Below are 21,908 nucleotides of genomic sequence, written 5' to 3'. Positions count from 1 at the left end.
ATTCAATGAAGCATAAACAAAAAAAAACATATATTAAGCAGCAACAAAATAATAAGCAGCAACAAACCACAGATATTTACTCTCATGCTCCTTACAACTTCATTCCACTTAATAAAGAAGTCATCCCTGCTGAAAAAATACCTGAGTTTGACAGATACCATAAAGACAGATACACTGGCTACATTGATCTTGAGATAAAAACCTTGACGCCTCTTTATATCAGAGACACCCTTACAGAGGACGAATACAGAGAGAAGTTAATCAAGGAAAAGAATAAAGAGCAATACATAAATCCAGACTTCTTCTCACCAGGAGGCATCCTTCGCATCCCAGGTAGCTCCTTAAGAGGAATGATAAGAACTATGGTTGAGATAGTGAGTTTTGGAAAGTTTGAGTTTTTTGATAACAGGCGTCTATACTTTAGAAGCTTTGCTGATAAATGTAAAAGATTCAGAAATGAGTATACAAGCAAGATACAACCAAAAGCAGGCTTCCTTATTAAGGAAGGCTTAAAATACTACATAGTTAAGACAGAATATAAGAAGATACCTAAAGAGGAAGTAGAAGAATTGGTTAAAGATGCAAAGCCCTTTAATTTCTATTCTGTTAAATACAAAGACAAAGATGGATATCTGGTAGTGTCAGGACATATGGATAACAAAAAACATGAATACTTCGTTGCAAAACCTAAAAACTACAACGATAAAATTCCTCTTTCCGAAGATGATATTTATGATTACTTGAATGATAAGACAAGAAAAGCAGAGATAAATCTCATAGAAAAGCTTAAAACTGAAAAAGAAGTCCCATGCTTTTATAGTGAATACAATGATCATAGAGGGAAAAAGAGAATTGCCTTTGGACACACTCTCATGTTTCGCATTCCCTATGAAAAAACCATTGGAGACCATATCCCTGAAAACCTTAAAAATAAAAATATCATGGACATAGCAGAAGCTATATTTGGCGTAGAAACAAGCCATGCAAGCAGGGTATTCTTTGAAGACGCCTACTACACAGGCACTGATAATCCACTTCTTGATATGTCAATCCCAAAAATTCTCTCCTCACCAAAACCAACGGCTTTCCAGCATTATCTGGAGCAGGATGAAAAAAATCTTGAATTTTTTCCCAATAATCTTGCCCATTACAACAACAGCAATAATATTCGTGGCTACAAACTCTACTGGCACAGGGATGCAAATAGTAAGCCAGAGGTATGGCAGGAAGAGGAAATCTCGTTTGACGAGAAAGAGTTTAATAAATTTATACAAACCATCAAAATCAACATAAAAGACATAGAAAAATTCATCTATTCTGAAAAAGTGAAAGTAAAACAAAAAGGGAAAGTAAAACAAAAAGGGAAAGTAAAACTTAAATTAACAGAACTACCAGCAGATTTGAAACTAAAATTCTACGATGCCATAGGCATTTACGAAACCCAGCACACAAAGATCACCCCTGTAAAAGAGGGCACCTTATTCCGTGGCAGGATCCGTTTTGAAAACCTATCAAAGATTGAACTTGGAGCACTGCTTTTTGCCATTGAACTACCAGAGGGCTGTGCCCATAAACTTGGAATGGGAAAGCCTCTTGGACTTGGCTCCATTAGAATTACTCCAAAACTTTATCTTTCAAACAGGTGCAAAAGATATAAAGATTTATTCTCCGAATGGAACGAACCATTAGAACCTGTTAACGCAGAAGAGTTTAAAAAAGCCTTTGAGTCCTACATTCTTGAAAAACTCGGAGACAAAACAAAAACCAGCCTCTGGAATCAGGAAAGGATGAAACGACTCAGAATAATGCTTGATTTTATTCATAAACCAGACAACAAGGATACCGAATACCTCTCTCTTGAAGAATTTAAACAAAGAAAAATTTTACCAAAACCTCAAGATGTAATAAAATAAAGGGTCTAACGAGTATGCAAAATCTCTTCAGTGATATTCACTGGTTCAGAGTTAAGGCAGGCTTTGAGGCAAAAAATACTCTATCCACATCCGTTTACTCAATTATTGAAGCAGTTACAAAAGAAGTCAACAATGCAATCGCCTTTAATAATGAAAAAATAATTTTTCACATTAACGAAAAACCCTTAAAATACAGACTTAGTAAAAATAAAAAATTTCATGTCACATTTTTACTTCTCACGACACCACAGCAAGCAACGATTTTTTATAATGCCATTCAGGTTTACTTTCAAGACCCTTGGAACTCAAGAAACATTAGGCTTCTGGAAATCTCACCCCCTGAATTCAGAAACTACTCCCTACTTTATGAGGAACTTTACGAAAAATTAGCAAAACAGCAAGAGCTATGTATTGATTTTCTCACACCTCTTGCTTTCAAACCATCACATCCCAAAAAAAGAGCTCATATCTCATTATCAGAATTTCTTTCTCTGCTGTCATCAAGACTTAAAAGACTCTTCCATATAGAAAGCTCAATCACATTTAATGAAGAAAAAACAGTCTTTCTTCCCTACTGGAGTTATGAAGAACTTGCTGTAGAGTCTCTTTCTCAAAGAGGCAACACAAGATACATCAACGGATGCACAGGCAAAATATATCTTCGTGGCGAAGTTGACACCGTGCTTCCCTATCTCATATTGTGTTCAGAACTCCATGCAGGCAGTCATTTATCCTATGGCAGAGGCTACTACATAATCTATCAAGATAATTCACCATCATACATCAACTCAATTCCCATCATAGAAACTCTCCAATTCTATGTTGACAAAAACAAAGAAAAATTTAATGGCTTAAACTCACAGGAAATAACAAAACAGCTTTACAACTCATTCATTACTGCCGATTATGAACCTAATGCTTCAGAAGCTTTCATTGCAGACAATATACTTACTGAAAAACTATACTGGAAAGACCAGATTTTGCACTCTTTCATCTACAAAATCCTGAAAAATCCAGTTGACAACATACTGCCTCTTACAGTGCTGAGCTTTAGACCCCACATTTCAGGCAAAGACATAAAAGCTCGTATTGACGAACTCATAACCTCTGGATATGATAAAATCCTCACCTTCAGCATAGACGGATTTTATACTCAGATAGACCATACTAAACTCTTAAACCAGCTAAAAAGAATCATTCCCCTTTCTGATCACTTCATAATAAAACTTATTGAAAAACTTCTTAAAGCTGGCTACATTCATGAAGGCAAGCTTCTGACCCGCAAAAAAGGGCTCCCCATGGGAAGTCCACTCTCTCCTCTTCTTGCAAATATTTATCTTATTGATTTAGACAGAGCCTTAAACGACAGTGAAACAGTTGCCCTCCGACATGCCGATACCTATCTTATTTTCTCCTTAAGTGAAGAAGCGTTAAATGAAAAACTCAATCAAGCAAAACAGTTACTGCAAAATCTAAATCTCAGAATAAATGAAAGATCAATAAAATATGACAGTCAAGAATCCATAACATTTGCAGGGATAGACATCCAGACACCACAGCATCAACAACGATTGAGAAAACCTCTCTACATAGCCACCCCAGACACCCATCTAAGCATCTCTTCCGACACAGTAAAGATCACCAATGCGCAGGGAGAAAATCAAACAGTGCCACTCAACAGAATAAGCGAAATAATAATCAATACTGATACGGTAATCACCACGCCCATGCTCAGAAAATGTATAAAAAACAACATTCCTCTGATCATAGCTTCAAACTTTATGTCTCCTGTAATCATTGTCAAATCAGACCATAAATCCCACTACGAATCCATAGTAAGACACACTACAAAGTATTACTCTCTCACAGATGAGATGATAAACCTTTATGCAAAACAAATTGTCTCTTTAAAACTAAAAAGCTATGAAATATTCCTCACTTATAAGCGAAATCTTTTTGCCAGTCCAATAAAGGACAAACTTAAACATCTAAGACAAAAAATCATAGAAGCAACCACCTTAGAGACAATCCGCGGATACGAAGCCATAGCTGCAAAAGAGATTTATGCAGCACTGAACTTACTCATAAAAAACCGAGACTTCCATATAAAAACACGAAAAAGAAAAACTCCCGATCCTATAAACTCCCTGATGAATCTATGCAGCCACCTTACATTCAACAGAATCAGAACCGTTGTTTGCTCCAATGGACTTAATCCTTATCTTGGATTTCTTCATAGTCCTGACAACAACTATGAATCTCTTGTAGCAGACCTGCAGGAACTTTTAAGAGCAAAGATGGACAACTTTATAGTAAACCTCATAAACCTCAAAGTGATTGAAAAAAAAGACTTTAAAGAAATAGACGGTGCCTTTGTATTAAAATCATCAATGCTTGATACCTTAATAGTTCATTATGAAGAGTATCTGAACAAATTTTATAGCATCGGTTCATCAACCTTAAACGATTTCATCTATGCTCAGGTAGAAAAGATTAAAAATTGGATCACAAAAGATGAGGAGCTGATCTTTGAGATACCGTGGTAAGAGATTCAATGAGTATGTAGTAGTTTATGATATTTCTGATAACAGAGAGAGACTTAAGGTAGATAGGATTCTCAAAAACTATGGATTCAGGGTTCAAAAAAGCGTTTTTGAGTGTAAACTAAATGAATTTCTTAAGAAAAAGCTTATTGCTGAACTACAGGCTCTTAATGTGAAAACAGGATTCATAAAGATATATCTTCTTACAGACATAGTAGATGCAAAAACCCTGGGAAGACCGTCACCATCAATTGATGATAAAGATGCATTTATTGTATAATTTCAATGCGAATATGCAAACCTATGTTGAAAAGTTGTTGAAAACTTTCAAAACTGCAGAGGTTTGCAAAAACGCCCAAAAAAGCTCTTTGAAAACAATGGGTTACAGAGGAATACTCCAAACAGGAATCCCTGACGTCAGGGGCTGAGACTTTATTATCCCTTCATGTAACACTCCAAACAGGAATCCCTGACGTCAGGGGCTGAGACATTGTCTCCTACTACAAATAGTTCTTCAACTGCACTCCAAACAGGAATCCCTGACGTCAGGGGCTGAGACAAAGTATGAGCCTGGTTAGCCATAATGGCTCAGTCCAAACAGGAATCCCTGACGTCAGGGGCTGAGACAAAGGGGACTTTACGGAGCTCTTCCTCCGTGTCCAAACAGGAATCCCTGACGTCAGGGGCTGAGACTTTCACTCAGAAGACAGCTTTTACAACCTTAAGTCCAAACAGGAATCCCTGACGTCAGGGGCTGAGACCCGTGTTGAAATAAATAACATCGTAGTCGCCATAGTCCAAACAGGAATCCCTGACGTCAGGGGCTGAGACTTTGCAGTAGACAACCCAAATTCTTCAGTAAGCCTCCAAACAGGAATCCCTGACGTCAGGGGCTGAGACCCCTTGGGACCCCCAAAAGAGTCTCAAAAAATGTCCAAACAGGAATCCCTGACGTCAGGGGCTGAGACTTTCACTCAGAAGACAGCTTTTACAACCTTAAGTCCAAACAGGAATCCCTGACGTCAGGGGCTGAGACACAGAATATCTTTCTCTATAGACTCTAGTACAGGAGTCCAAACAGGAATCCCTGACGTCAGGGGCTGAGACTCTGTTTATCCAGACAATAAAAGATGGCTTCCCAGTCCAAACAGGAATCCCTGACGTCAGGGGCTGAGACCCCTTGGGACCCCCAAAAGAGTCTCAAAAAATGTCCAAACAGGAATCCCTGACGTCAGGGGCTGAGACACCCATGTTTCTTATAAATTCGATCAGTTCGTGTCCAAACAGGAATCCCTGACGTCAGGGGCTGAGACTCTCTGAGAGTGATATACTTTTTACTTCTTTTTGAAGTCCAAACAGGAATCCCTGACGTCAGGGGCTGAGACACACGGGCTAAATCCCCATGCCCACGGTGGGCTGTCCAAACAGGAATCCCTGACGTCACTCTTTTTTTTGTCATTCCGAGCGAAGCGAGGAATCTCCTCAGTTTTTTTCAGCATCGGAAGAACTCAGAGATTCCTCAGGGCATCGAGCCCCTCGGAATGACAACCTTAGTCCAAACAGGAATCCCTGACGTCACTCTTTTTTTTGTCATTCCGAGCGAAGCGAGGAATCTCCTTTGTTTTTTTCAGCATTGAAAGACTCAGAGATTCCTCGGGTGGAATGCCACCCTCGGAATGACAACCCTAAGCTGTCATTGCGAGCCAAAGGCGTGGCAATCTCATTCTTCTTCCATAGGAGAGCAAAAACAGTGAAAACTCAATCACCATCAATTGATGATAAAGATGCATTTATTGTATAATTTCAATGCAAGTATGCAAACCTATGTTGAAAAGTTGTTGAAAACTTTCAAAACTGCAGAGGTTTGCAAAAACGCCCAAAAAAGCTCTTTGAAAACAATGGGTTACAGAGGAATAGTCCAAACAGAAATCCCTGACGTCAGGGGCTGAGACGCAGGCCCTTGGGACCCCCAAAAGAGTCTCAACTCCAAACAGAAATCCCTGACGTCAGGGGCTGAGACTTTCAGCCGCTCTCTTTAAATCTTTGTAAAGCACGAGACTCCAAACAGAAATCCCTGACGTCAGGGGCTGAGACTAGAAAGCGGTGTGAAAAAACCCTGTAAGATCTCCAAACAGAAATCCCTGACGTCAGGGGCTGAGACATCGTAGTCGCCATACTTGGCGACTATATTTACTCCAAACAGAAATCCCTGACGTCAGGGGCTGAGACTTTAAATCATGCATCAACACGAGCTGGGTGACTCCAAACAGAAATCCCTGACGTCAGGGGCTGAGACCTTTTCAAATCATGATAAAGCACGAGCCTGGTGAGTCCAAACAGGAATCCCTGACGTCAGGGGCTGAGACCCCATGGGCTCCAATAATAATTTTCTTAATTTCGTCCAAACAGGAATCCCTGACGTCAGGGGCTGAGACTATCCCCAGCTTTTTTTGCTTCTCGGGGGCTCTTCTCCAAACAGGAATCCCTGACGTCAGGGGCTGAGACTATCCCCCCTTTTCCAAATACGAGGCTATAACCCTCCAAACAGGAATCCCTGACGTCAGGGGCTGAGACAAAAATGGCCCAGACTATTGTTTTCTATAGATAGCTCCAAACAGGAATCCCTGACGTCAGGGGCTGAGACAGGCTTGCGGTGTCTTAATTCCTAGGGTAACGTCCAAACAGGAATCCCTGACGTCAGGGGCTGAGACGTCGTAGTCACTTGCGACTACGACAGTTACAACCTCCAAACAGGAATCCCTGACGTCACTCTTTTTTTGTCATTCCGAGCGAAGCGAGGAATCTCCTCAGTTTCTTCCAACATCGGAAGAACTCAGAGATTCCTCAGGGCATCGAGCCCCTCGGAATGACAACCCTGTCTCCAAACAGGAATCCCTGACGTCACTCTTTTTTGTCATTCCGAGCGAAGCGAGGAATCTCCTCAGTTTCTTTCAGCATCGGAAGAACTCAGAGATTCCTCAGGGCATCGAGCCCCTCGGAATGACAACCCTAATCTGTCATTTATCCAAACATGCAGGACAAAGACAGGTGGCTGAGACAGAAAGTGGAAGTTCTGCTGGCTTAAAATCTCTTTTTCTTTATCCGGCATTTTAGGCTATAATAAAAGCTTATGGAGATAGAATTCTTAAGAAACATCGGACAGAGCCTTTTTAAAGAAATCTCTTTACTGAAGCCTCAGTTCAATAGAACTGTTCTGGGAAGAGGTGCTTCTGGAGATACCACATTCCCCATTGATAAATTGGCTGAAAACAGAATAATTGAGGCATTTGAAAAAGAAGGCGTCAAAATCAATATAATTTCAGAGGAGATAGGCTCAAAAATAATGCAGGACAATTATCCAAGCCTCATAGTTGACCCAATTGATGGCAGTAAAAACGCTGTATCGGGTATTCCCTTTTTTTCTACATCAATTGCAATAGCTGATGGAGGCACATTAAAAAGTCTTAAATTGGGTTACATAATAAATCTCGTAAATGGCGATGAATTCTGGGCTAAAAAAGATGAGGGTGCTTTTTTTAATGGAAAGAGGATTAAAGCCAGAGACAATACAATGCCCGTAATAATTGCATTTGAAGCCTCAACTCCATATAATGCTATAAAACACATTCTGCCTGTATTCAAAATGGCAAACAGGGTAAGATGTTTTGGAAGCACAGCTTTAGACCTTGCATATCTTTCATCAGGCTCTATAAATGTGTTTGTTGTTCCAACGCCATCAAGAATATTTGATTTTTCAGCAGGAATACTAATTGCAAAAGAATCAGGTGCAATCATTACAGATATAGAAGGTAATTCAATTGATGATCTGAAAGTTGCCTTTAATACGAAAACAACCCTGTTAGTTTCTGCCAATGAAACACTTCATAAAAAAACCCTGGATTTAATAAAATAAAAAATGAAACAGTCATCTACAAAAAAATTATCTTTAGCTGTTGGAATAACTTTTTTTATTTTCATTGTTGAGGTTATCGGTGGGCTCATCAGTAATAGTCTTGCTCTTTTCAGTGACGCTGGACATGTTTTTACAGATGCTTTTGCATTGATTTTAAGCCTTCTTGCATCAATTATTACTAAAAAACCATCTGGCAGAAAAGCTACCTATGGGTATCATAAAATTGGAATACTTGCCGCATTTATAAATGGAGTAAGTCTTATTGTAATTGCCGGTTTGATATTTTTTGAGGGTTATCAAAGACTGCTTAATCCTCCAAAAATTGACTCTGATATAATGCTTCCTGTGGCAGTATTCGGTTTTCTGGGAAATCTTATGATGGCATGGATTTTGGGACACAGGCATGAAGATTTAAATATTAAAAGTGCTTGGTTACACGTAATTGGAGATACCATATCATCAGCAGGAGTCATTATAGCGGGCTTAATTATAAAATACACAGGCTGGCTAACAATTGATCCAATAATAAGCTGGTTTGTAGGCTTTATTATCATTACTGGTGGAGTAAGAGTTATTAAAGATTCTCTTTGGATTTTTCTTGACTTTGTCCCAGAGGGATTTGATGTGGAGGAAATAACAGAGAAAATAAAAAAGATTAAAGGAATAATTGATGTTCATGATATTCATATCTGGTCAATTGGTTACGGTGTTCCCGCCTTTTCAGCTCACGTGGTAGTGGACAATCAACTTTTAAGTGAGGCTGATAAAATAAGAAAAAAGATTGAAGAGAAACTGGGAGACATAGGCATTAAACATAGTGTTATTCAAATAGAGTGTATCAGGTGCGAAAACAGTTCAATTTACTGTAATTTTGGAAATCATAAACACCACTGAATCTTTTAAGCATCTGTTCAAGCTGAAACTGAAAGTTTAGATGAAGCCCTTCCAGTTGCCTGAGCTTTTTTAGTTTCTCCAGTGGAATCTGCTCTTTGATTTTATCGCAGATAAAATTTATACAAAAGGCATCTCTTGCAAAGAGCACGCATCCAGAGTTTTTAAGAAAAAAACACATTTCAGGAAATTCAGGTTCTTCAGGAATTTCCACTCCATAAAGGAGATTTATTAAAAGAAGCTCGTCAGAGTATTTAAACTCTATATTTTTCCCGCAACAAGCTTTACCTTCCTTTCCACATTGAGCACATATTAAACTCATTCCACAGAAAGCTCTTTCTCTGTTTTCCTGAAGTATAAACTCTTTTAACTGGTCAAGTAGGAATTCTATTCTGGATAACTGCCCTTTTGTCTGCAGTTGTTTTATCCTGTTTTTTAAATTCTCTATTTTTTCAGTTATAAGATGCATAAATAATTTTAACCTATTAGCATCTTCAATTATGATAAAATATTTAAATGCAGAGTTTAATTGTAATTATTTTACTGCTTCTTCCATCCCTGCTTTTTGCCAGTGAGTCAACCTATGTTTTTGTTATTGACGAAAACTATAATCCTGTGCAGGGTTATAAGCTTCTTGGAACTCAAAGAGACGATATTTATATCAGCAAAATAGAGCCTATAAAAAAATGGATTACTAATTTGCGTTCGCAACTGATTGTTATGCAGGATGGGTATGTTTATTCTGTAAGAGATTCTATTATTGTGGATAAAAGAAAGGGGATTGCATTGCTATTGATTGATTTTTCACAAAAAAAACCTCTTTATTTTAATCCAGAAGAAGTTTTAATTGACAGAGATATAAAAGTGCTTACTGCAAATAAGAACGAAGCTTACTCAAAAATTAAAACCCTATTTCCTTCAGAGATAAAAAAAGAAGCCAGAAAAGAAAAAATCTCTGACTATACTGCCTTAGCTGAACAATACGAAAAAACAGGGCAGTGGAGCTTGGCTTTATCAGTTTATGAAGATATTCTGAAACATAAACCTGAGGGCAACATTATAAATAAAATTGCGATTCTTTATTATCGTCTTGGCAATTTTAAAAAAGCAAAGGAGTACTTTAAAATGCTTTCAAAAGATGAACAGACTGTTGCAAGACTTGTTGGAATCTGTATTATTGAGAAAGATTTTGAAGAGGCTTTAAAGTTTATCAAAAATTCAGGTTTAAATTCTGCTTATATGCATTATCTGAAAGGTATTCTTTATTATTTAATCGGAAACAAAGACAGGGCTTACAAAGAAGTCTCCATACTGTTTCCTTTGAACAATGAACTTGCTCAAAACCTTAGAGATCTTCTAAGATAGGCTAATCAACAGGCTTTAAATCAAGAATTTTCTCCACATTAAAATTTCTTTCCTCGTTTCTAAGCATACAGAAAGCTTTTAAACCAAGAAACGTTTTATCACCGTAGCGCATTGGTCCTATGTAAACAGGCTTTAGCAGTCTTTTTGACTTTACATCTGTTGATTTAAGATAAACAATCTCTAATTTTTTTCCATTCTTTATCGCATTCTCTATTATTGAGATTTTTTCCTGAATGGGAAGATTTTTTTCTGCATGTTTATACTGAAACTCAGTGAGAAATCTTACAATTCTTCTGTCAAGAAGAATATGTTTCTGGCATACGGGTCTTTTTAGTATCAGCCCTTCCAGAGAGCGACATCTTGAAAGTGCAACATAAAGCTGTCCATGAGAAAATGTTCCTCTTCCTATGTCAACTATTAATTTATCAAAAGTTAACCCCTGACTTTTATGAATTGTTATAGCCCATGCAAGTTTTAGTGGATATTGTGTAAACTGTCCTATACTCTGAGTTAAAATTTTTTTCTTTTCTTTATCATAGTAAAACTCATACATCTCCCATGTAAATGGGGTAACCTCAACAGTCTCTCCATTTTGAAGCTCTACAGATATAATATCAGGCTCGGTTTTTCTTAATTTTATCTCAACTATTTTACCTATATCTCCGTTTATCCACCTTCCTTTTGTATCATTATTAAGAAGCATTACCTGAGAGTCAACTTTAAGTATAAGCTCCCGAGATGTGGGAAGATCCTGTTCGTTGAACTCTCCATCAATAAAGCCATAATACTTGAATTCTTTACTTTTTATCTTTGAAAGCTTCTCAGAATTTATCTTTTCAGCCATTTTATTTGTTGTCGTAAGATAAACATAAAAATCATCCTCACCTGGCTCAAAATCAGGATTAACCCTTTTATTCAGTCTTTCAATGATTTCATCGTTAACAGTGTTGTTTCTTATTGAGTTGAGAATTTCAAGGAATTGAATGTCAGACTGTCTGTAAACCTTTTCAAGTTCAATGAATTCAAATTCAGATTCATTAAAAACACTGGAGCTGAAAAAATAAGGAGTTTTATAAAACTCTTTAAAAATGCTTTTTTCTTTTGATGTCACAACAGGAGGTAGTTGATACAAGTCTCCGATAAAAATCATCTGAATGCCGCCAAAAGGCTTCTTTTTCTTTGGTCCATGTATTCTTAAAAAAGCATCAATGCAATCAAGAACATCTGCCCTTACCATTGATATTTCATCAATAACAATACAGTCAAGCTTTTTATAAAGATCTGGATTTCTTGGCTTTATCTCCTTTATTTTATGAATGGTGATGTCAGGTTTAAAATTAAAGAAGGAATGAATTGTCTGTCCTTTAACATTTACTGCTGCCACACCTGTTGGTGCAAGAACTGCGACTTTCTTTTTTGTATTTTCTCTGAAATAAGTTAAAAATGTTGATTTTCCTGTTCCTGCCTTTCCTGTTATAAATAGGTTTTTATCTGTATTTTCCGCTAAGTTTAGAGCTTTAAGAAACTCCTCATTTAAATCAATCTCATTCATGGCAGAATCTCTACTGGAGTCCCCTCAGGAACCATCCTCCATATTTCATCCATCTCTTTATTTGTGACAGCAATGCAGCCTTCGGTCCAGTCATCAATTATGTGATATTTGCCAAGATACTCCACTTTTTTTGAAAGCCCGTGTATCATTATTCCACCACCAGGATTTACATGAAGTTTTGCTGCCTGTTCAATATCTTTTTCGTTTGGATATGAGATTTTCAGTGCCCTGTAAAAACTGCTGTTAGGATTTCTTCCCACTATGTAATATCTTCCCTCAGGAGTTTTTCCATCTCCTTGAGATGTTTTTTTTCCAGTTGGATTTTTTCCAAGAGCAACTCGATAGGCTTTGAGTATTTTACCTTCTTTCATAAGAAACATAACTCTTTTTGACTTAATAACAACCACTAAATCAGCAGTTTCATAGGCAAAGACATGGTTAACTGAAAAAATAAAAATTAGAAAACTAAAAAGAAGCGTTCTTAAGAGCATCTTTGCAAAGGCAGTTCCTTTCATCAGGTAGTTTTTTGATAGTTTCTCTTATAAGTAAACCTAATGTATCAACAGAGTCTTGCATCGTTTCAATAACTTCCTTAACTGTAAGAGGCATCTTTGATATTCCAGCAGCATAATTACCAACAACAGCAACTGCAGCATAACAGATCTCTAACTCTCTTGCCAGTGCAGCCTCTGGCATAATTGTCATACCAATAATATCAGCACCTATATTTTTAAAAAATCTTATTTCAGCAGCTGTTTCAAGTCTTGGACCATTCACACATATGTACGTTCCGTGAGGAATCACATTAATTCCAAGTCTTCTTGCTGTCTCTAATAAGTAGTATCTTATCTCACTGCAGAATGGTTCTGTGAAATCTATGTGGACGACTTTTTCTTTGTCATAGAAAGTATGATCTCTCATGCCTTGAGTTAAATCTATTATTTGATGGGGTATTACGATACTTCCGGGTGGTATGCTTTCGTTTAATGAACCTGTGGCAAAAACTCCGAATATTCTCTCTATTCCGCAGAGTTTAAATCCATAAATGTTGGCTCTGTAGTTAACTTTATGAGGTGGTATGCTGTGCTTTTCACCGTGACGCCTGAGAAATAAAACTTCCAGAGTGTCAATTTTTTCTATTTCATAGGGACAGGAAGGTTCACCATATGGAGTTTTTATGGTGAGGATCTCTTTTTTTATCTCTGATTCACTGAGTCCGCTACCACCAATTATTCCTATTTTCACCTGCTTTATACTCTGCATTTATTTAAGTGCGCCCAGGAGGATTTGAACCCCCGACCTACGGATTCGTAGTCCGCCGCTCTATCCTACTGAGCTATGGGCGCTAAAAATATTATAACACATTAACTGTCTTCAGAAGACACTTTGATAATGGTCTTCACATTTCCTCTTGGATTGAAATCACCCATTACTTCCAGTGCTCTTGGCTGAAGAAGATTGTAAAGATCCTCATAGATTTTATTTGTGACTGCTTCGTGGGAGATGTATTTATCTCTGTAAGAGTTGAGATAAAGCTTTAATGATTTCAGCTCTACGATTTTTTTGTCAGGAATGTAACTTATTTTTATTGTCGCAAAATCAGGATATCCAGATCTCGGGCATAAACAGGTAAATTCAGGAAAACTTATTTCAATTCTGTAATCCCTCTGAGGATATGGGTTATCCCATGCTTCAAGTTTTGCTTCTTTTACAGCTTTTTCACCGTAAAGCATTTTTCACTCCCTCCCTGTAAACATTCTAATACAAGATTTTTCAAGGCTTCAATAAACTTTGACGAAGTATTCAATGAATCAACACGATAAAGTTGTAATCCTAAATCATTAGCCATTTTTTTATATACAAAATCAATCTCATAAAGAGTCTCAATGTGATCAGAAACAAAGCTCACAGGAACTATCAGAATTTTTCTTATTTCTGTTTTACTGAGTTCTTTAATCACTTCTTCAGTTGAAGGCTTTACCCACTGAAGGGGTCCTGTTCTACTCTGAAAGCATATTTTAAACTCTTTTAACTTCATTTTACTAGCAATAGCATTTACAGTTTTTTGCACTTCTGAGATGTAAGGGTCTCCTTTTTTATGAAGGTAAATAGGAATACCATGAGCACTGAAAAGAACAAAACACTCACTTCCGTGTCTTTCAAATGCCTTTTCAATTTGTTCAATCCATGCCTCAATAAATAAAGGATAATCACACCAGGAACTTATTATCTTGAATTCAAAATTTCCATTTGTAAGCTCCCTGAATCTCTCAACTGCTGAGGATGTGGTTGCACTACAAAACTGTGGATAAAGTGAGACTGCCACCACTTTTTTTATATTTAACTTTTTAAACTCCTCCAGAGAGTCTTCAATAAAAGGATGCCAGTATCTCATTCCGACGAGAACATGAAAATCCTCTCCCAAGGCTTCCTCTAAAGCCTTTGCCTGTGCCTCTGTGATTTCCTTTAAAGGAGACTTTCCTCCGATTTTTTCATAAGCTTTTTTTAGTTTGCCTGCTCTTACATTTGAAATAAGCCATGCAAGAGGTTTCTGCATAAATCCAAAGTTTGCAATATAAGGATCAGTAAAAAGGTTATAAAGAAAGGGTTTAACTGCTGAGAGGCTATCAGGTCCTCCCATGTTAAGTAACATTACTCCGATTTTATCCATTCCATCTCCTGTAAAGATTGTTTTCAATTCCCATGCTGTCAAGAAGTTTTCCTACGACAAAGTTCACCATATCATCAATTGTCTGAGGATTATGATAAAATGCAGGCATGGGTGGTGCTATAATAACTCCAATTCTGGCAAGTTTCAGCATATTTTCAATATGAATTGCACTGAGGGGAGTCTCTCTTGGAGAAATTACGAGTCTTCTTCCCTCTTTAATTATTACATCAGCAGCTCTTGTTATTAAATTGTCAGCATAACCAGTGGCAATTGCAGAGAGAGTTTTCATTGAACATGGGACAATAAACATTCCACGGCTTTTACAAGAGCCACTTGCCACAGGCGCATCAATATGATTTTCAAAATAAATTTTTATGTTTGGTTTTTCATATCTTTCTCTAAACTCATTAAAACTTTTAATTTCTGTCTCATACTCCATTACCTTTGTGGCAGAGCTGGATAAAATTACTGATACTTGAAAAATTTTAGAAACTTCCTCAAGAAGTCTTATTCCATAAATTATGCCTGAAGCTCCTGTTATTGCCAGTATCAATCTTTCCATTATTTTATCCTAACATATTGATAAACTCTCCTGAAAATAAATTAAAATGAAATAAAAACATTGGAGGGAAATATGGAAATTGATGCAAGAGGCTTAGGATGTCCAAAGCCCATCATCCTTGCTGAAGAGGCATTGTCAAAAATAGAAGAAGGAGTTGTCACAGTAATTGTTGACAATGAAGGTTCTATGGAGAATTTAAAGAGATATGCTACAAGATTTGGTTACTACTATGAAGTTGAAAATGAGGAAAACTACTGGAAGGTAAAGATAGTTAAAGGTTATACCTGTCAGATTTCTTCAACAGCAGAAAAGCAGACGAAAAAGGATTTGCTGGTTATTATCTCATCTGATGTAATTGGTAAGGATGAAAAATTAGGAAGAGTTCTTATGAAAGCCTATTTTGAAACAATCATAGCTACCAGGCAACTTCCACAGATGATTTTTTTAATGAATACAGCTGTGAAACTCTCTACCATAGATGAGGAGTTTATTTCACTTCTTAAAAAAATTGAAGAAATGGGCACAGAGGTATTTACCTGCGGAACATGCCTTAAGTATTACAATCTTGAAGATAGTTTAAAAGTTGGGTTCAGAGGCACAACAAATCATTTTGTTGAAGGAATGTTTGATTTTAATAAAACTGTATGGATTGGCTAATATAGTTGTTGAAATAAAAGGGGAAAACAAAATAAAATTTAAATATGTCTCAGGTAAATAAAAACTTAAAATTCATAAAAAGAAAAAAGCATGATATTGCAATTGCAAAATACACAAGAATTATAGAAAAAGACCCTAATAATTATCAGGCTTATAAAGAAAGGGGAAATGCCTATTACAGGAAAAAGCTCTATCATCTTGCAATAGCAGATTATACAAAGGCAATTGAGCTAAAACCAGATTACTTTCTCGCATACAATAACCGCGGAATAGTTTACTCAGTTTTAGGTCTCTACGAGCTTGCAATTGCTGATTATAATAAAGCTATTGAATTAAAGCCAAACAATGGAATGCCTTACAACAATAGAGGATTCACTTATCTATTAATGGGCAGATTAGAAGAAGCTGAAAGAGATATTAGAAAATCAATTGAACTTAATCCTAACAACATATATGCATTAAACAGCATGGCAGAGCTTTTTGCCATGAAAGGAATGCCAGAAGAAGCCTGTAAATGGCTTATAAAAGCAATTGAAAAAGGTTACAACAACTGGAAATATCTTAAAACATCAAAAACATACGATCTTATTAGAAATCATCCCTGTTTTCAAGCTATTGTTGAAAGAAATTTTCATGGTCTTCCTACACTGAAATAACTAAATCCTATTTGTTTTACTTTCACTGGATCATAAATATTTCTGAAATCAAAGAATAAATTACCCTTCATAAGTTTTTTTATTCTTTCAAGATCAAGATTTCTGAATTGATTCCATTCAGTAACAACTACAAGAGCATCAGCATCTTTTGCTACAGAGTAAGCATCTGAGCAGTAAATTATGTTTGGGAAAACCTTCCTGGTATTTTCCATAGCCTGAGGGTCGTAAACTTTAACTGTTGCTTTTCTATTTAGCAGACTCTGAATGATGTACAATGCAGGAGCCTCTCTTATGTCATCTGTATTGGGTTTGAATGATAAACCAAGTATACCAATAATTTTCCCCTCAACTTTGTCGTTAAATGCTTTTATTATTTTTTGAGTTAATCTTTCCCTTTGATTTTGATTTGCCTCAATGGCAGCCTTAATAATACGAAGCTCTACCCCTTTTTCTTCAGCAATTCTGACAAGTGCCATTGTATCCTTTGGCAAACATGAACCACCAAACCCTATACCTGCATGAAGAAACTTAGGACCAATTCTTCCATCAAGTCCCATTGCCTTTGCTACAGTATTGACATTTGCACCAACTGTTTCGCATAGTGCTGATATTTCATTAATAAATGAGATTTTTGTCGCAAGAAAACTGTTTGTAGCATATTTTATTAATTCAGCTGTGGGTATATCAGTTATTACAAAAGGAGTTTCTATCAAATACAAAGGTCTATAAAGGTCTTTCATTATGGCAATTGCCTGTTCACTTTCTGCACCAATTACAACTCTATTAGGACGCATGAAATCCTCAACTGCAGAGCCTTCTCTCAAGAATTCTGGATTTGAGACAATATCAAATTCAACGCTTTTTTCAAGATTTTTTTTGATGATTTCTTTTATCTTTAATCCTGTTCCAACAGGAACTGTGCTCTTCGTAACAATAACTTTGTAACTATTCATATTTTTTGCAATCTCTTTTGCAACTTCTTCAACATAATCAAGATTTGCAGAACCATCTCCCCGGGGTGGTGTTCCTACAGCAATAAATATTACAAGAGATTCGTTAACTGCTTCATCAATGCAGGTAGTAAATTTTAATCTATTTTCCTTTAAATTTCTCTTTACAATGTCCTCAAGTCCTGGTTCATAAAAAGGAATAATTCCCTTTTTTAGTTTTTCAATTTTTTCCTGATCCTTATCAACGCATGTTACGAAAACTCCAAATTCAGCAAAGCAAGCGCCAGTTACGAGTCCTACATATCCTGTGCCAATTATAGCTATATGCATTAATTATCCTCCGTGAAAAAGTTTAATAAGTTATTATAACCAATTTTGTTCATCAGCTTAAAACATGTGATCGTGGTTAGGACTTAAACCTGAATACCACATCCTAACCTTAGAGAATAAGATAATTGTTATTTTCAGAGACTTCATGATATAATTTTTTATGCCAGTTACGGAAATAGAAGTTTATGAAACTCTGAAAGAGCATGTTGGAGAAAAATCCGCAAAAACTCTTCTTGAATTCATCAATGTAATGGTAGAAAAGGAATTTGAAAGAAAAAAGGATATACTCGCAACAAAACAAGATATAGCTGAGTTAAGATCAGCAACAAAACAAGATATAGCTGAGTTAGAAGTAAAAATAGAGAGGGTCCGGGCAGACCTTATAAAATGGATGTTTATTTTTTGGGCTGGTCAGATTGGTGCTCTTACAGCAATTCTTGCTCTGTTTTTTAAGTAACACTGGTAACTCTATCAAGATTTAAACCTGCCAAACTAAACAATCTTCAAAGACTATTGTCTTAACTTGAAAGAGAGGTTTGATTGACTTTATAAATATTTTTATTTAAAATAAAGTAAAAATTATAAGGAGGTTAAAAAATGGCAGTTTTTAAGTGTAGCAATTGCGGGGCTACAAAAGAAGGAAGATGTAAGCCTCAGAAATGTCCAAAATGTGGACAGAAAGGAACAATGCAAAAAGTATCCTAAAAAAAGGAGTCTTAAATGAGCGGAGAGAATAAGAAAAAATTAGTATCTTACAGATGTTGTCACTGTGGATACATTTATGAGCCTTCACAAGGGTGTGAAAAAAATAAAGTAAAACCTGAAACATCTTTTGAAGAAATACCAGAAGACTATCGCTGTCCTGTATGTAAATCTAAAAAGTCAGGATTTGTTCCGGTAAAATAAAAAAGCCGCAGATAATATCTGCGGCTTTTTTAACGTCCCCAAGGGGATTTGAACCCCTGTTACCGCCTTGAAAGGGCGATGTCCTAGGCCTGGCTAGACGATGGGGACATATCAATGAGCCGCGTTGGATTCGAACCAACGACACCCGCCTTAAAAGGGCGGTGCTCTGCCTGCTGAGCTAGCGGCCCGTGTGCAACTTTAATAATTTAAACTTTTAAGTTGATTTTTGTCAATAAATATAATTAAATGGGTATGGAAGCCACTTTTATTTCTCTTCTTGGGAAGTTTTTTATAAGGGACTTCTCTCCCTTGAGTCCAGTATTGGTTGTAGGGGATTGGAAGAGGGTGGCAGTAAGGCTAGCTCCGGCACCTGGTGCTGGGGCGGGTGTACCAGAAAATACTTTGGTACACTTTCGTTAACCAGGTGCAGCATTCATTAGACTATATTTTGCGGAAGGAAGAAATAGAATTCTGATTAAGATTCAAAACTTTTTACTACTTGAATCTTTAAACTAAACTTAAAAGACATAATTTATCCCGTCAGTGTTTATAATAGTTAATCATGATTTGTAGATCCGGCTTAATAAGTTCTTCAAACAATTTATAAGCAAAATTCATTTCTTCTTCTGTCTGGTATATCTGTCCGCTTATCACTTCTTTTATTTCCCTTTCAAAGCAAAAGTAAATTTTCTGAAACCAATTCTTAAAATTTATTTTAATTTCCTCCTCTATTTGCTTACGAATTTCTGAAATATGTGGATTAAATTTACTTACAGTATCTAACGTATAATATTTTAAAATATTACTGCTACTGCGAGTGTGTAAAATTAGCCAGTTTTCACTATATTTCTTCGGATCATATTTATTTATTTTTTGGGAAATTGCTTTTATAAATTTTTTATAATTTTCCGATAGATAAGAATAGGGATCAAACCTAAAAACTTTTGGCTCTTCTCCTTTTAATTCTTTCTTAACTTCTTCAAGTGAGTCAATACCTGTCAACTCTACAGCTATCTTTTTTCCGTCTTTTGCTATCAAAACAAAGTCTGGAGCCTCGCTTTTTAAAATTTCTCCAATATTTGAATAAACTTCAGGAATACTGCAAAGAAGCCAGCACAATACCCACAATTCTTCATTTTTCTGTATATTTTTATGTATAATTAACTTCTTAGATAATGATTCATTCCAGTATTTTGCTTCGACAGCTAAAAGGATGAGTTTAATCAACTTTTCTTTCTCTTTTTCATCTCTCCAAAAATTTAAATAGACTTTCTCATTAAGTTTGTTGATTTCATTTTCCCAACGACTGAATATTGTATCTTTTTCTTTCACTTCTTTTTGTAGTTCAGGAATGCCTTTTAATAAAAGATAGGAATCTAATACCAAACTATTTAATAAATAAGAATGAAAATAAATCTCGGGATATTTATAATATATTTTTTCTCTATAACAAATATCATTCTTAACATATCCTAAAGGGGATATAGGTATTAAAAATGGATCTTTTTTTCTCCAGAAAAATAATACTGGATTTTTTTCCCATTCCCAGAAAAGTTTGCTCTTTTCATTCCATTTTATCCTTTTTGTATTCTTAAAGCAGTAAAGAACAATTCTTTCAAGATAAAAGTTGTCAATTTTATCACCTTTTGGAATTAAATTTTTTAGCATATCTAAATCAGAGATGTTACTTATTGCTTTCATAAATATATAATACTCGATAAAAGATAAAACGATTTCTTTTTCGTTGAATCCAATTAATATAACTTCTTCTTTACCTGAATCTAAAAGATTGCATAGATATTCAAAGCAACCAGGACATATACTTTTAGTAGAAGCTAATTTTTTAACTAATCTTTCAATTATTTTTGAAAATAATACAGGATCTTTCCAAGACAATTCCATTTGATTGTAAATCTCTTTCAATCTTTTTAACATTTCATTTATAGAAATTTTGTTCCATAAAAATTCGAAATACCGGTTTATTTTTTTTTATTAAGTTTTCTATCTTATCTAAATCTGAACTTTGAATTTCCTGTATTATCTCAGATTTTAAATTGTTAAGCATCATGATTATTTATTTTATCACTTTTTTGTTTTTAACTCATTATAAATAAATTTCTCTACTCTTTCCAAAAATAAATCTCTTGTATTTTCAACAAAATCTTTCACAGCTAAAAAATGATTTTTTGTAATTCGCATTTTTGCATATTCACAAATTTTCTTTCCTGGATGGATCAAGTTTCTCAGCTCCTTAACGTAATTAAGTAACCAGTCTCCTAATTCACCCTCTTCCGATTCTTTTGTTTCTCTATAAGATATCCATCCAGCTTCAAAAGAAATTAACAAAAGCTCTCCGAGTCCATATTTTGTAATTTCTTTGTCACGAATCTTTTTCTTTTCAAGTAAAGATTTAACAGCTTTTTCGGTTTTTTCTGGAAAGAGATCTGCCATACTTAAAATAATTGCTTCAAGGACAGCAGCGGCCATAAATATACCAGCCAGATAAGATCCAGCTTTCTCGCATCTCTCAATTTCTTGCCGTAGAATGTTTAGATATTTTATAAGATCATTGAATTGTTCTTCCCTAAGTAACGGTTTGTATTTTGGCTGATCCATAAAAAAATAAAAAATTTGACAAATTATTCCTGTGAATATTCCATTACCTCAACATCATAGTGTCAATTCCGAATTGCCTCATTAAAAATCTAAAGGAAATTTTTAAAATTTTCCATAAGTCAACCTAGGGGGAAGAGGATGGCTTTGAGCTTAAAAACAAAAAAAGAACTAACAAAAAAGCTTGCTAAACGCTATCAAAAAGCCAATAAGAAAAAAATCTAAAATGTTTGTTTACGCTTAATGGTGTATGATTCTCAAATATAAAATTCAAGAAATTCTTAATCTGAATATCATTTGAATGAACCATCAGAAATGGCATTATTTATGTTAAAAAAATCTCTGTTTTTCTTTGAATCCAAATGCCTTCAAAGTCCATTATTTTC

21 protein-coding genes, 3 tRNA genes and 2 CRISPR repeat arrays are annotated in these 21,908 nt (G+C 35.7%); of the genes, 11 read left to right on the top strand and 13 right to left on the bottom strand.

Annotated elements, in window-relative coordinates; translation table 11 throughout:
- Positions 1 to 5 precede the first annotated feature (5 nt).
- From V4D30_RS01800 to V4D30_RS01780, 5 genes are all read left to right on the top strand, one after another.
- Positions 6 to 1,913 (top strand): RAMP superfamily CRISPR-associated protein, encoded by a 1,908-nt coding sequence (locus V4D30_RS01800; protein WP_353684543.1) that lies wholly within the window; start codon positions 6 to 8, stop codon positions 1,911 to 1,913.
- Positions 1,914 to 1,927: 14 nt separating this feature from the next.
- The gene (cas1, locus tag V4D30_RS01795) at positions 1,928 to 4,459 is read left to right on the top strand and encodes a CRISPR-associated endonuclease Cas1 (RefSeq protein WP_353684542.1); all 2,532 of its coding nucleotides are present in this window, start codon (positions 1,928 to 1,930) and stop codon (positions 4,457 to 4,459) included.
- Entirely contained in the window at positions 4,443 to 4,736 is a 294-nt protein-coding gene (gene cas2, locus V4D30_RS01790; protein WP_353684541.1) for a CRISPR-associated endonuclease Cas2, read from the top strand. Before cas1 ends, cas2 begins: the two co-directional genes overlap by 17 nt.
- Before the next feature lie 115 nt (positions 4,737 to 4,851).
- A CRISPR array of direct repeats spans positions 4,852 to 5,910; the repeat unit is 35 nt; unit sequence TCCAAACAGGAATCCCTGACGTCAGGGGCTGAGAC.
- A 463-nt stretch (positions 5,911 to 6,373) separates the two neighbouring features.
- A CRISPR array of direct repeats spans positions 6,374 to 7,236; the repeat unit is 35 nt; unit sequence TCCAAACAGGAATCCCTGACGTCAGGGGCTGAGAC.
- Between the two features lie 350 nt (positions 7,237 to 7,586).
- Positions 7,587 to 8,369, top strand: coding sequence for an inositol monophosphatase family protein (locus V4D30_RS01785; RefSeq protein WP_353684540.1), 783 nt, complete (start codon positions 7,587 to 7,589; stop codon positions 8,367 to 8,369).
- Between the two features lie 3 nt (positions 8,370 to 8,372).
- A complete protein-coding gene (locus V4D30_RS01780; protein ID WP_353684539.1) occupies positions 8,373 to 9,263 on the top strand; it encodes a cation diffusion facilitator family transporter in 891 nt (296 codons plus the stop codon).
- Here the strand turns inward: V4D30_RS01780 and V4D30_RS01775 are convergent.
- Positions 9,208 to 9,729, bottom strand: coding sequence for a hypothetical protein (locus V4D30_RS01775; protein ID WP_353684538.1), 522 nt, complete (start codon positions 9,727 to 9,729; stop codon positions 9,208 to 9,210). The two genes, V4D30_RS01780 and V4D30_RS01775, sit on opposite strands and share 56 nt — an antisense overlap.
- Positions 9,730 to 9,776: 47 nt before the next feature.
- Between V4D30_RS01775 and V4D30_RS01770 the strand changes: the two genes are divergently transcribed.
- On the top strand, positions 9,777 to 10,625 hold the full coding sequence (locus tag V4D30_RS01770) for a tetratricopeptide repeat protein (protein WP_353684537.1): 849 nt from the start codon (positions 9,777 to 9,779) through the stop codon (positions 10,623 to 10,625).
- Position 10,626: 1 nt separating this feature from the next.
- Here V4D30_RS01770 and V4D30_RS01765 read toward each other — a convergent pair whose 3' ends face one another.
- From V4D30_RS01765 to V4D30_RS01735, 7 genes are all read right to left on the bottom strand, one after another.
- Complete coding sequence (locus V4D30_RS01765) at positions 10,627 to 12,177, bottom strand: AAA family ATPase (RefSeq protein ID WP_353684536.1); 1,551 nt, start codon at positions 12,175 to 12,177, stop codon at positions 10,627 to 10,629.
- A complete protein-coding gene (locus V4D30_RS01760; RefSeq protein WP_353684535.1) occupies positions 12,174 to 12,668 on the bottom strand; it encodes a L,D-transpeptidase family protein in 495 nt (164 codons plus the stop codon). Before V4D30_RS01760 ends, V4D30_RS01765 begins: the two co-directional genes overlap by 4 nt.
- Positions 12,643 to 13,422: an S-methyl-5'-thioadenosine phosphorylase gene (mtnP, locus tag V4D30_RS01755; protein ID WP_353684534.1), complete on the bottom strand. Its 780-nt coding sequence runs from the start codon at positions 13,420 to 13,422 to the stop codon at positions 12,643 to 12,645. The genes V4D30_RS01760 and mtnP overlap by 26 nt, the downstream gene beginning before the upstream one ends.
- Positions 13,423 to 13,449: 27 nt before the next feature.
- Positions 13,450 to 13,523: transfer RNA gene (locus V4D30_RS01750), tRNA-Arg, on the bottom strand.
- Positions 13,524 to 13,541: 18 nt separating this feature from the next.
- Entirely contained in the window at positions 13,542 to 13,910 is a 369-nt protein-coding gene (gene queF / locus V4D30_RS01745; RefSeq protein WP_353684533.1) for a preQ(1) synthase, read from the bottom strand.
- Positions 13,886 to 14,890 (bottom strand): ferrochelatase, encoded by a 1,005-nt coding sequence (gene hemH, locus V4D30_RS01740; protein WP_353684532.1) that lies wholly within the window; start codon positions 14,888 to 14,890, stop codon positions 13,886 to 13,888. Before hemH ends, queF begins: the two co-directional genes overlap by 25 nt.
- Positions 14,841 to 15,410, bottom strand: a complete 570-nt coding sequence (locus V4D30_RS01735) for a flavin prenyltransferase UbiX (protein WP_353684531.1) — start codon at positions 15,408 to 15,410, stop codon at positions 14,841 to 14,843. Before V4D30_RS01735 ends, hemH begins: the two co-directional genes overlap by 50 nt.
- 72 nt (positions 15,411 to 15,482) lie before the next feature.
- Between V4D30_RS01735 and yedF the strand changes: the two genes are divergently transcribed.
- A complete protein-coding gene (gene yedF, locus V4D30_RS01730) occupies positions 15,483 to 16,067 on the top strand; it encodes a sulfurtransferase-like selenium metabolism protein YedF (protein WP_353684530.1) in 585 nt (194 codons plus the stop codon).
- 44 nt (positions 16,068 to 16,111) lie between these two features.
- A complete protein-coding gene (locus V4D30_RS01725; protein ID WP_353684529.1) occupies positions 16,112 to 16,723 on the top strand; it encodes a tetratricopeptide repeat protein in 612 nt (203 codons plus the stop codon).
- On the opposite strand, the gene V4D30_RS01720 is transcribed toward V4D30_RS01725, so the two are convergent.
- Positions 16,699 to 18,003 (bottom strand): UDP-glucose/GDP-mannose dehydrogenase family protein, encoded by a 1,305-nt coding sequence (locus tag V4D30_RS01720; RefSeq protein ID WP_353684528.1) that lies wholly within the window; start codon positions 18,001 to 18,003, stop codon positions 16,699 to 16,701. The genes V4D30_RS01725 and V4D30_RS01720 overlap by 25 nt on opposite strands.
- 160 nt (positions 18,004 to 18,163) lie before the next feature.
- On the opposite strand from V4D30_RS01720, the gene V4D30_RS01715 reads away from it, so the two are divergent.
- The 3 genes from V4D30_RS01715 (at position 18,164) to V4D30_RS01705 (ending at position 18,909) form a co-directional block, all read left to right on the top strand.
- Positions 18,164 to 18,460 carry a hypothetical protein gene (locus tag V4D30_RS01715; protein WP_353684527.1) on the top strand — a complete coding sequence of 99 codons (297 nt, stop codon included), beginning with the start codon at positions 18,164 to 18,166 and terminating at the stop codon, positions 18,458 to 18,460.
- 140 nt (positions 18,461 to 18,600) lie between these two features.
- Complete coding sequence (locus V4D30_RS01710) at positions 18,601 to 18,708, top strand: RCKP-type rubredoxin-like domain-containing protein (RefSeq protein WP_353684526.1); 108 nt, start codon at positions 18,601 to 18,603, stop codon at positions 18,706 to 18,708.
- A gap of 15 nt (positions 18,709 to 18,723) precedes the next feature.
- Positions 18,724 to 18,909, top strand: coding sequence for a rubredoxin (locus V4D30_RS01705; RefSeq protein WP_353684525.1), 186 nt, complete (start codon positions 18,724 to 18,726; stop codon positions 18,907 to 18,909).
- A gap of 33 nt (positions 18,910 to 18,942) precedes the next feature.
- Here the strand turns inward: V4D30_RS01705 and V4D30_RS01700 are convergent.
- From V4D30_RS01700 to V4D30_RS01685, 4 genes are all read right to left on the bottom strand, one after another.
- Positions 18,943 to 19,017 (bottom strand) — tRNA-Glu (locus V4D30_RS01700).
- A 7-nt stretch (positions 19,018 to 19,024) separates the two neighbouring features.
- Positions 19,025 to 19,097, bottom strand: a tRNA-Lys gene (locus tag V4D30_RS01695).
- 352 nt (positions 19,098 to 19,449) lie between these two features.
- Complete coding sequence (locus tag V4D30_RS01690; protein ID WP_353684524.1) at positions 19,450 to 20,844, bottom strand: hypothetical protein; 1,395 nt, start codon at positions 20,842 to 20,844, stop codon at positions 19,450 to 19,452.
- Positions 20,845 to 20,991: 147 nt separating this feature from the next.
- Positions 20,992 to 21,525: a hypothetical protein gene (locus V4D30_RS01685; protein WP_353684523.1), complete on the bottom strand. Its 534-nt coding sequence runs from the start codon at positions 21,523 to 21,525 to the stop codon at positions 20,992 to 20,994.
- Positions 21,526 to 21,908 lie beyond the last annotated feature (383 nt).

It is taken from the genome of Thermodesulfovibrio sp. 3907-1M, assembly GCF_040450955.1.
Lineage (GTDB): Bacteria > Nitrospirota > Thermodesulfovibrionia > Thermodesulfovibrionales > Thermodesulfovibrionaceae > Thermodesulfovibrio > Thermodesulfovibrio autotrophicus.
Note: the sequence above shows the minus strand (reverse complement) of the source record. Positions and strands in the feature narration are given on the sequence as shown.

Bases quoted from the DNA above. Each gene is read 5' to 3' on its own strand.
- V4D30_RS01735 (WP_353684531.1), bottom strand. From the start codon at position 15,410: ATGGAAAGATTGATACTGGCAATAACAGGAGCTTCAGGCATAATTTAT.
- V4D30_RS01690 (WP_353684524.1), bottom strand. From the start codon at position 20,844: ATGTTAAAAAGATTGAAAGAGATTTACAATCAAATGGAATTGTCTTGG.
- V4D30_RS01765 (WP_353684536.1), bottom strand. From the start codon at position 12,177: ATGAATGAGATTGATTTAAATGAGGAGTTTCTTAAAGCTCTAAACTTA.
- V4D30_RS01785 (WP_353684540.1), top strand. From the start codon at position 7,587: ATGGAGATAGAATTCTTAAGAAACATCGGACAGAGCCTTTTTAAAGAA.
- queF (WP_353684533.1), bottom strand. From the start codon at position 13,910: ATGCTTTACGGTGAAAAAGCTGTAAAAGAAGCAAAACTTGAAGCATGG.
- V4D30_RS01775 (WP_353684538.1), bottom strand. From the start codon at position 9,729: ATGCATCTTATAACTGAAAAAATAGAGAATTTAAAAAACAGGATAAAA.
- V4D30_RS01720 (WP_353684528.1), bottom strand. From the start codon at position 18,003: ATGCATATAGCTATAATTGGCACAGGATATGTAGGACTCGTAACTGGC.
- cas1 (WP_353684542.1), top strand. From the start codon at position 1,928: ATGCAAAATCTCTTCAGTGATATTCACTGGTTCAGAGTTAAGGCAGGC.
- V4D30_RS01800 (WP_353684543.1), top strand. From the start codon at position 6: ATGAAGCATAAACAAAAAAAAACATATATTAAGCAGCAACAAAATAAT.
- yedF (WP_353684530.1), top strand. From the start codon at position 15,483: ATGGAAATTGATGCAAGAGGCTTAGGATGTCCAAAGCCCATCATCCTT.
- V4D30_RS01685 (WP_353684523.1), bottom strand. From the start codon at position 21,525: ATGGATCAGCCAAAATACAAACCGTTACTTAGGGAAGAACAATTCAAT.
- V4D30_RS01725 (WP_353684529.1), top strand. From the start codon at position 16,112: ATGTCTCAGGTAAATAAAAACTTAAAATTCATAAAAAGAAAAAAGCAT.
- V4D30_RS01710 (WP_353684526.1), top strand. From the start codon at position 18,601: ATGGCAGTTTTTAAGTGTAGCAATTGCGGGGCTACAAAAGAAGGAAGA.
- V4D30_RS01770 (WP_353684537.1), top strand. From the start codon at position 9,777: ATGCAGAGTTTAATTGTAATTATTTTACTGCTTCTTCCATCCCTGCTT.
- V4D30_RS01780 (WP_353684539.1), top strand. From the start codon at position 8,373: ATGAAACAGTCATCTACAAAAAAATTATCTTTAGCTGTTGGAATAACT.
- V4D30_RS01705 (WP_353684525.1), top strand. From the start codon at position 18,724: ATGAGCGGAGAGAATAAGAAAAAATTAGTATCTTACAGATGTTGTCAC.
- V4D30_RS01715 (WP_353684527.1), top strand. From the start codon at position 18,164: ATGCCAGTTACGGAAATAGAAGTTTATGAAACTCTGAAAGAGCATGTT.
- V4D30_RS01760 (WP_353684535.1), bottom strand. From the start codon at position 12,668: ATGCTCTTAAGAACGCTTCTTTTTAGTTTTCTAATTTTTATTTTTTCA.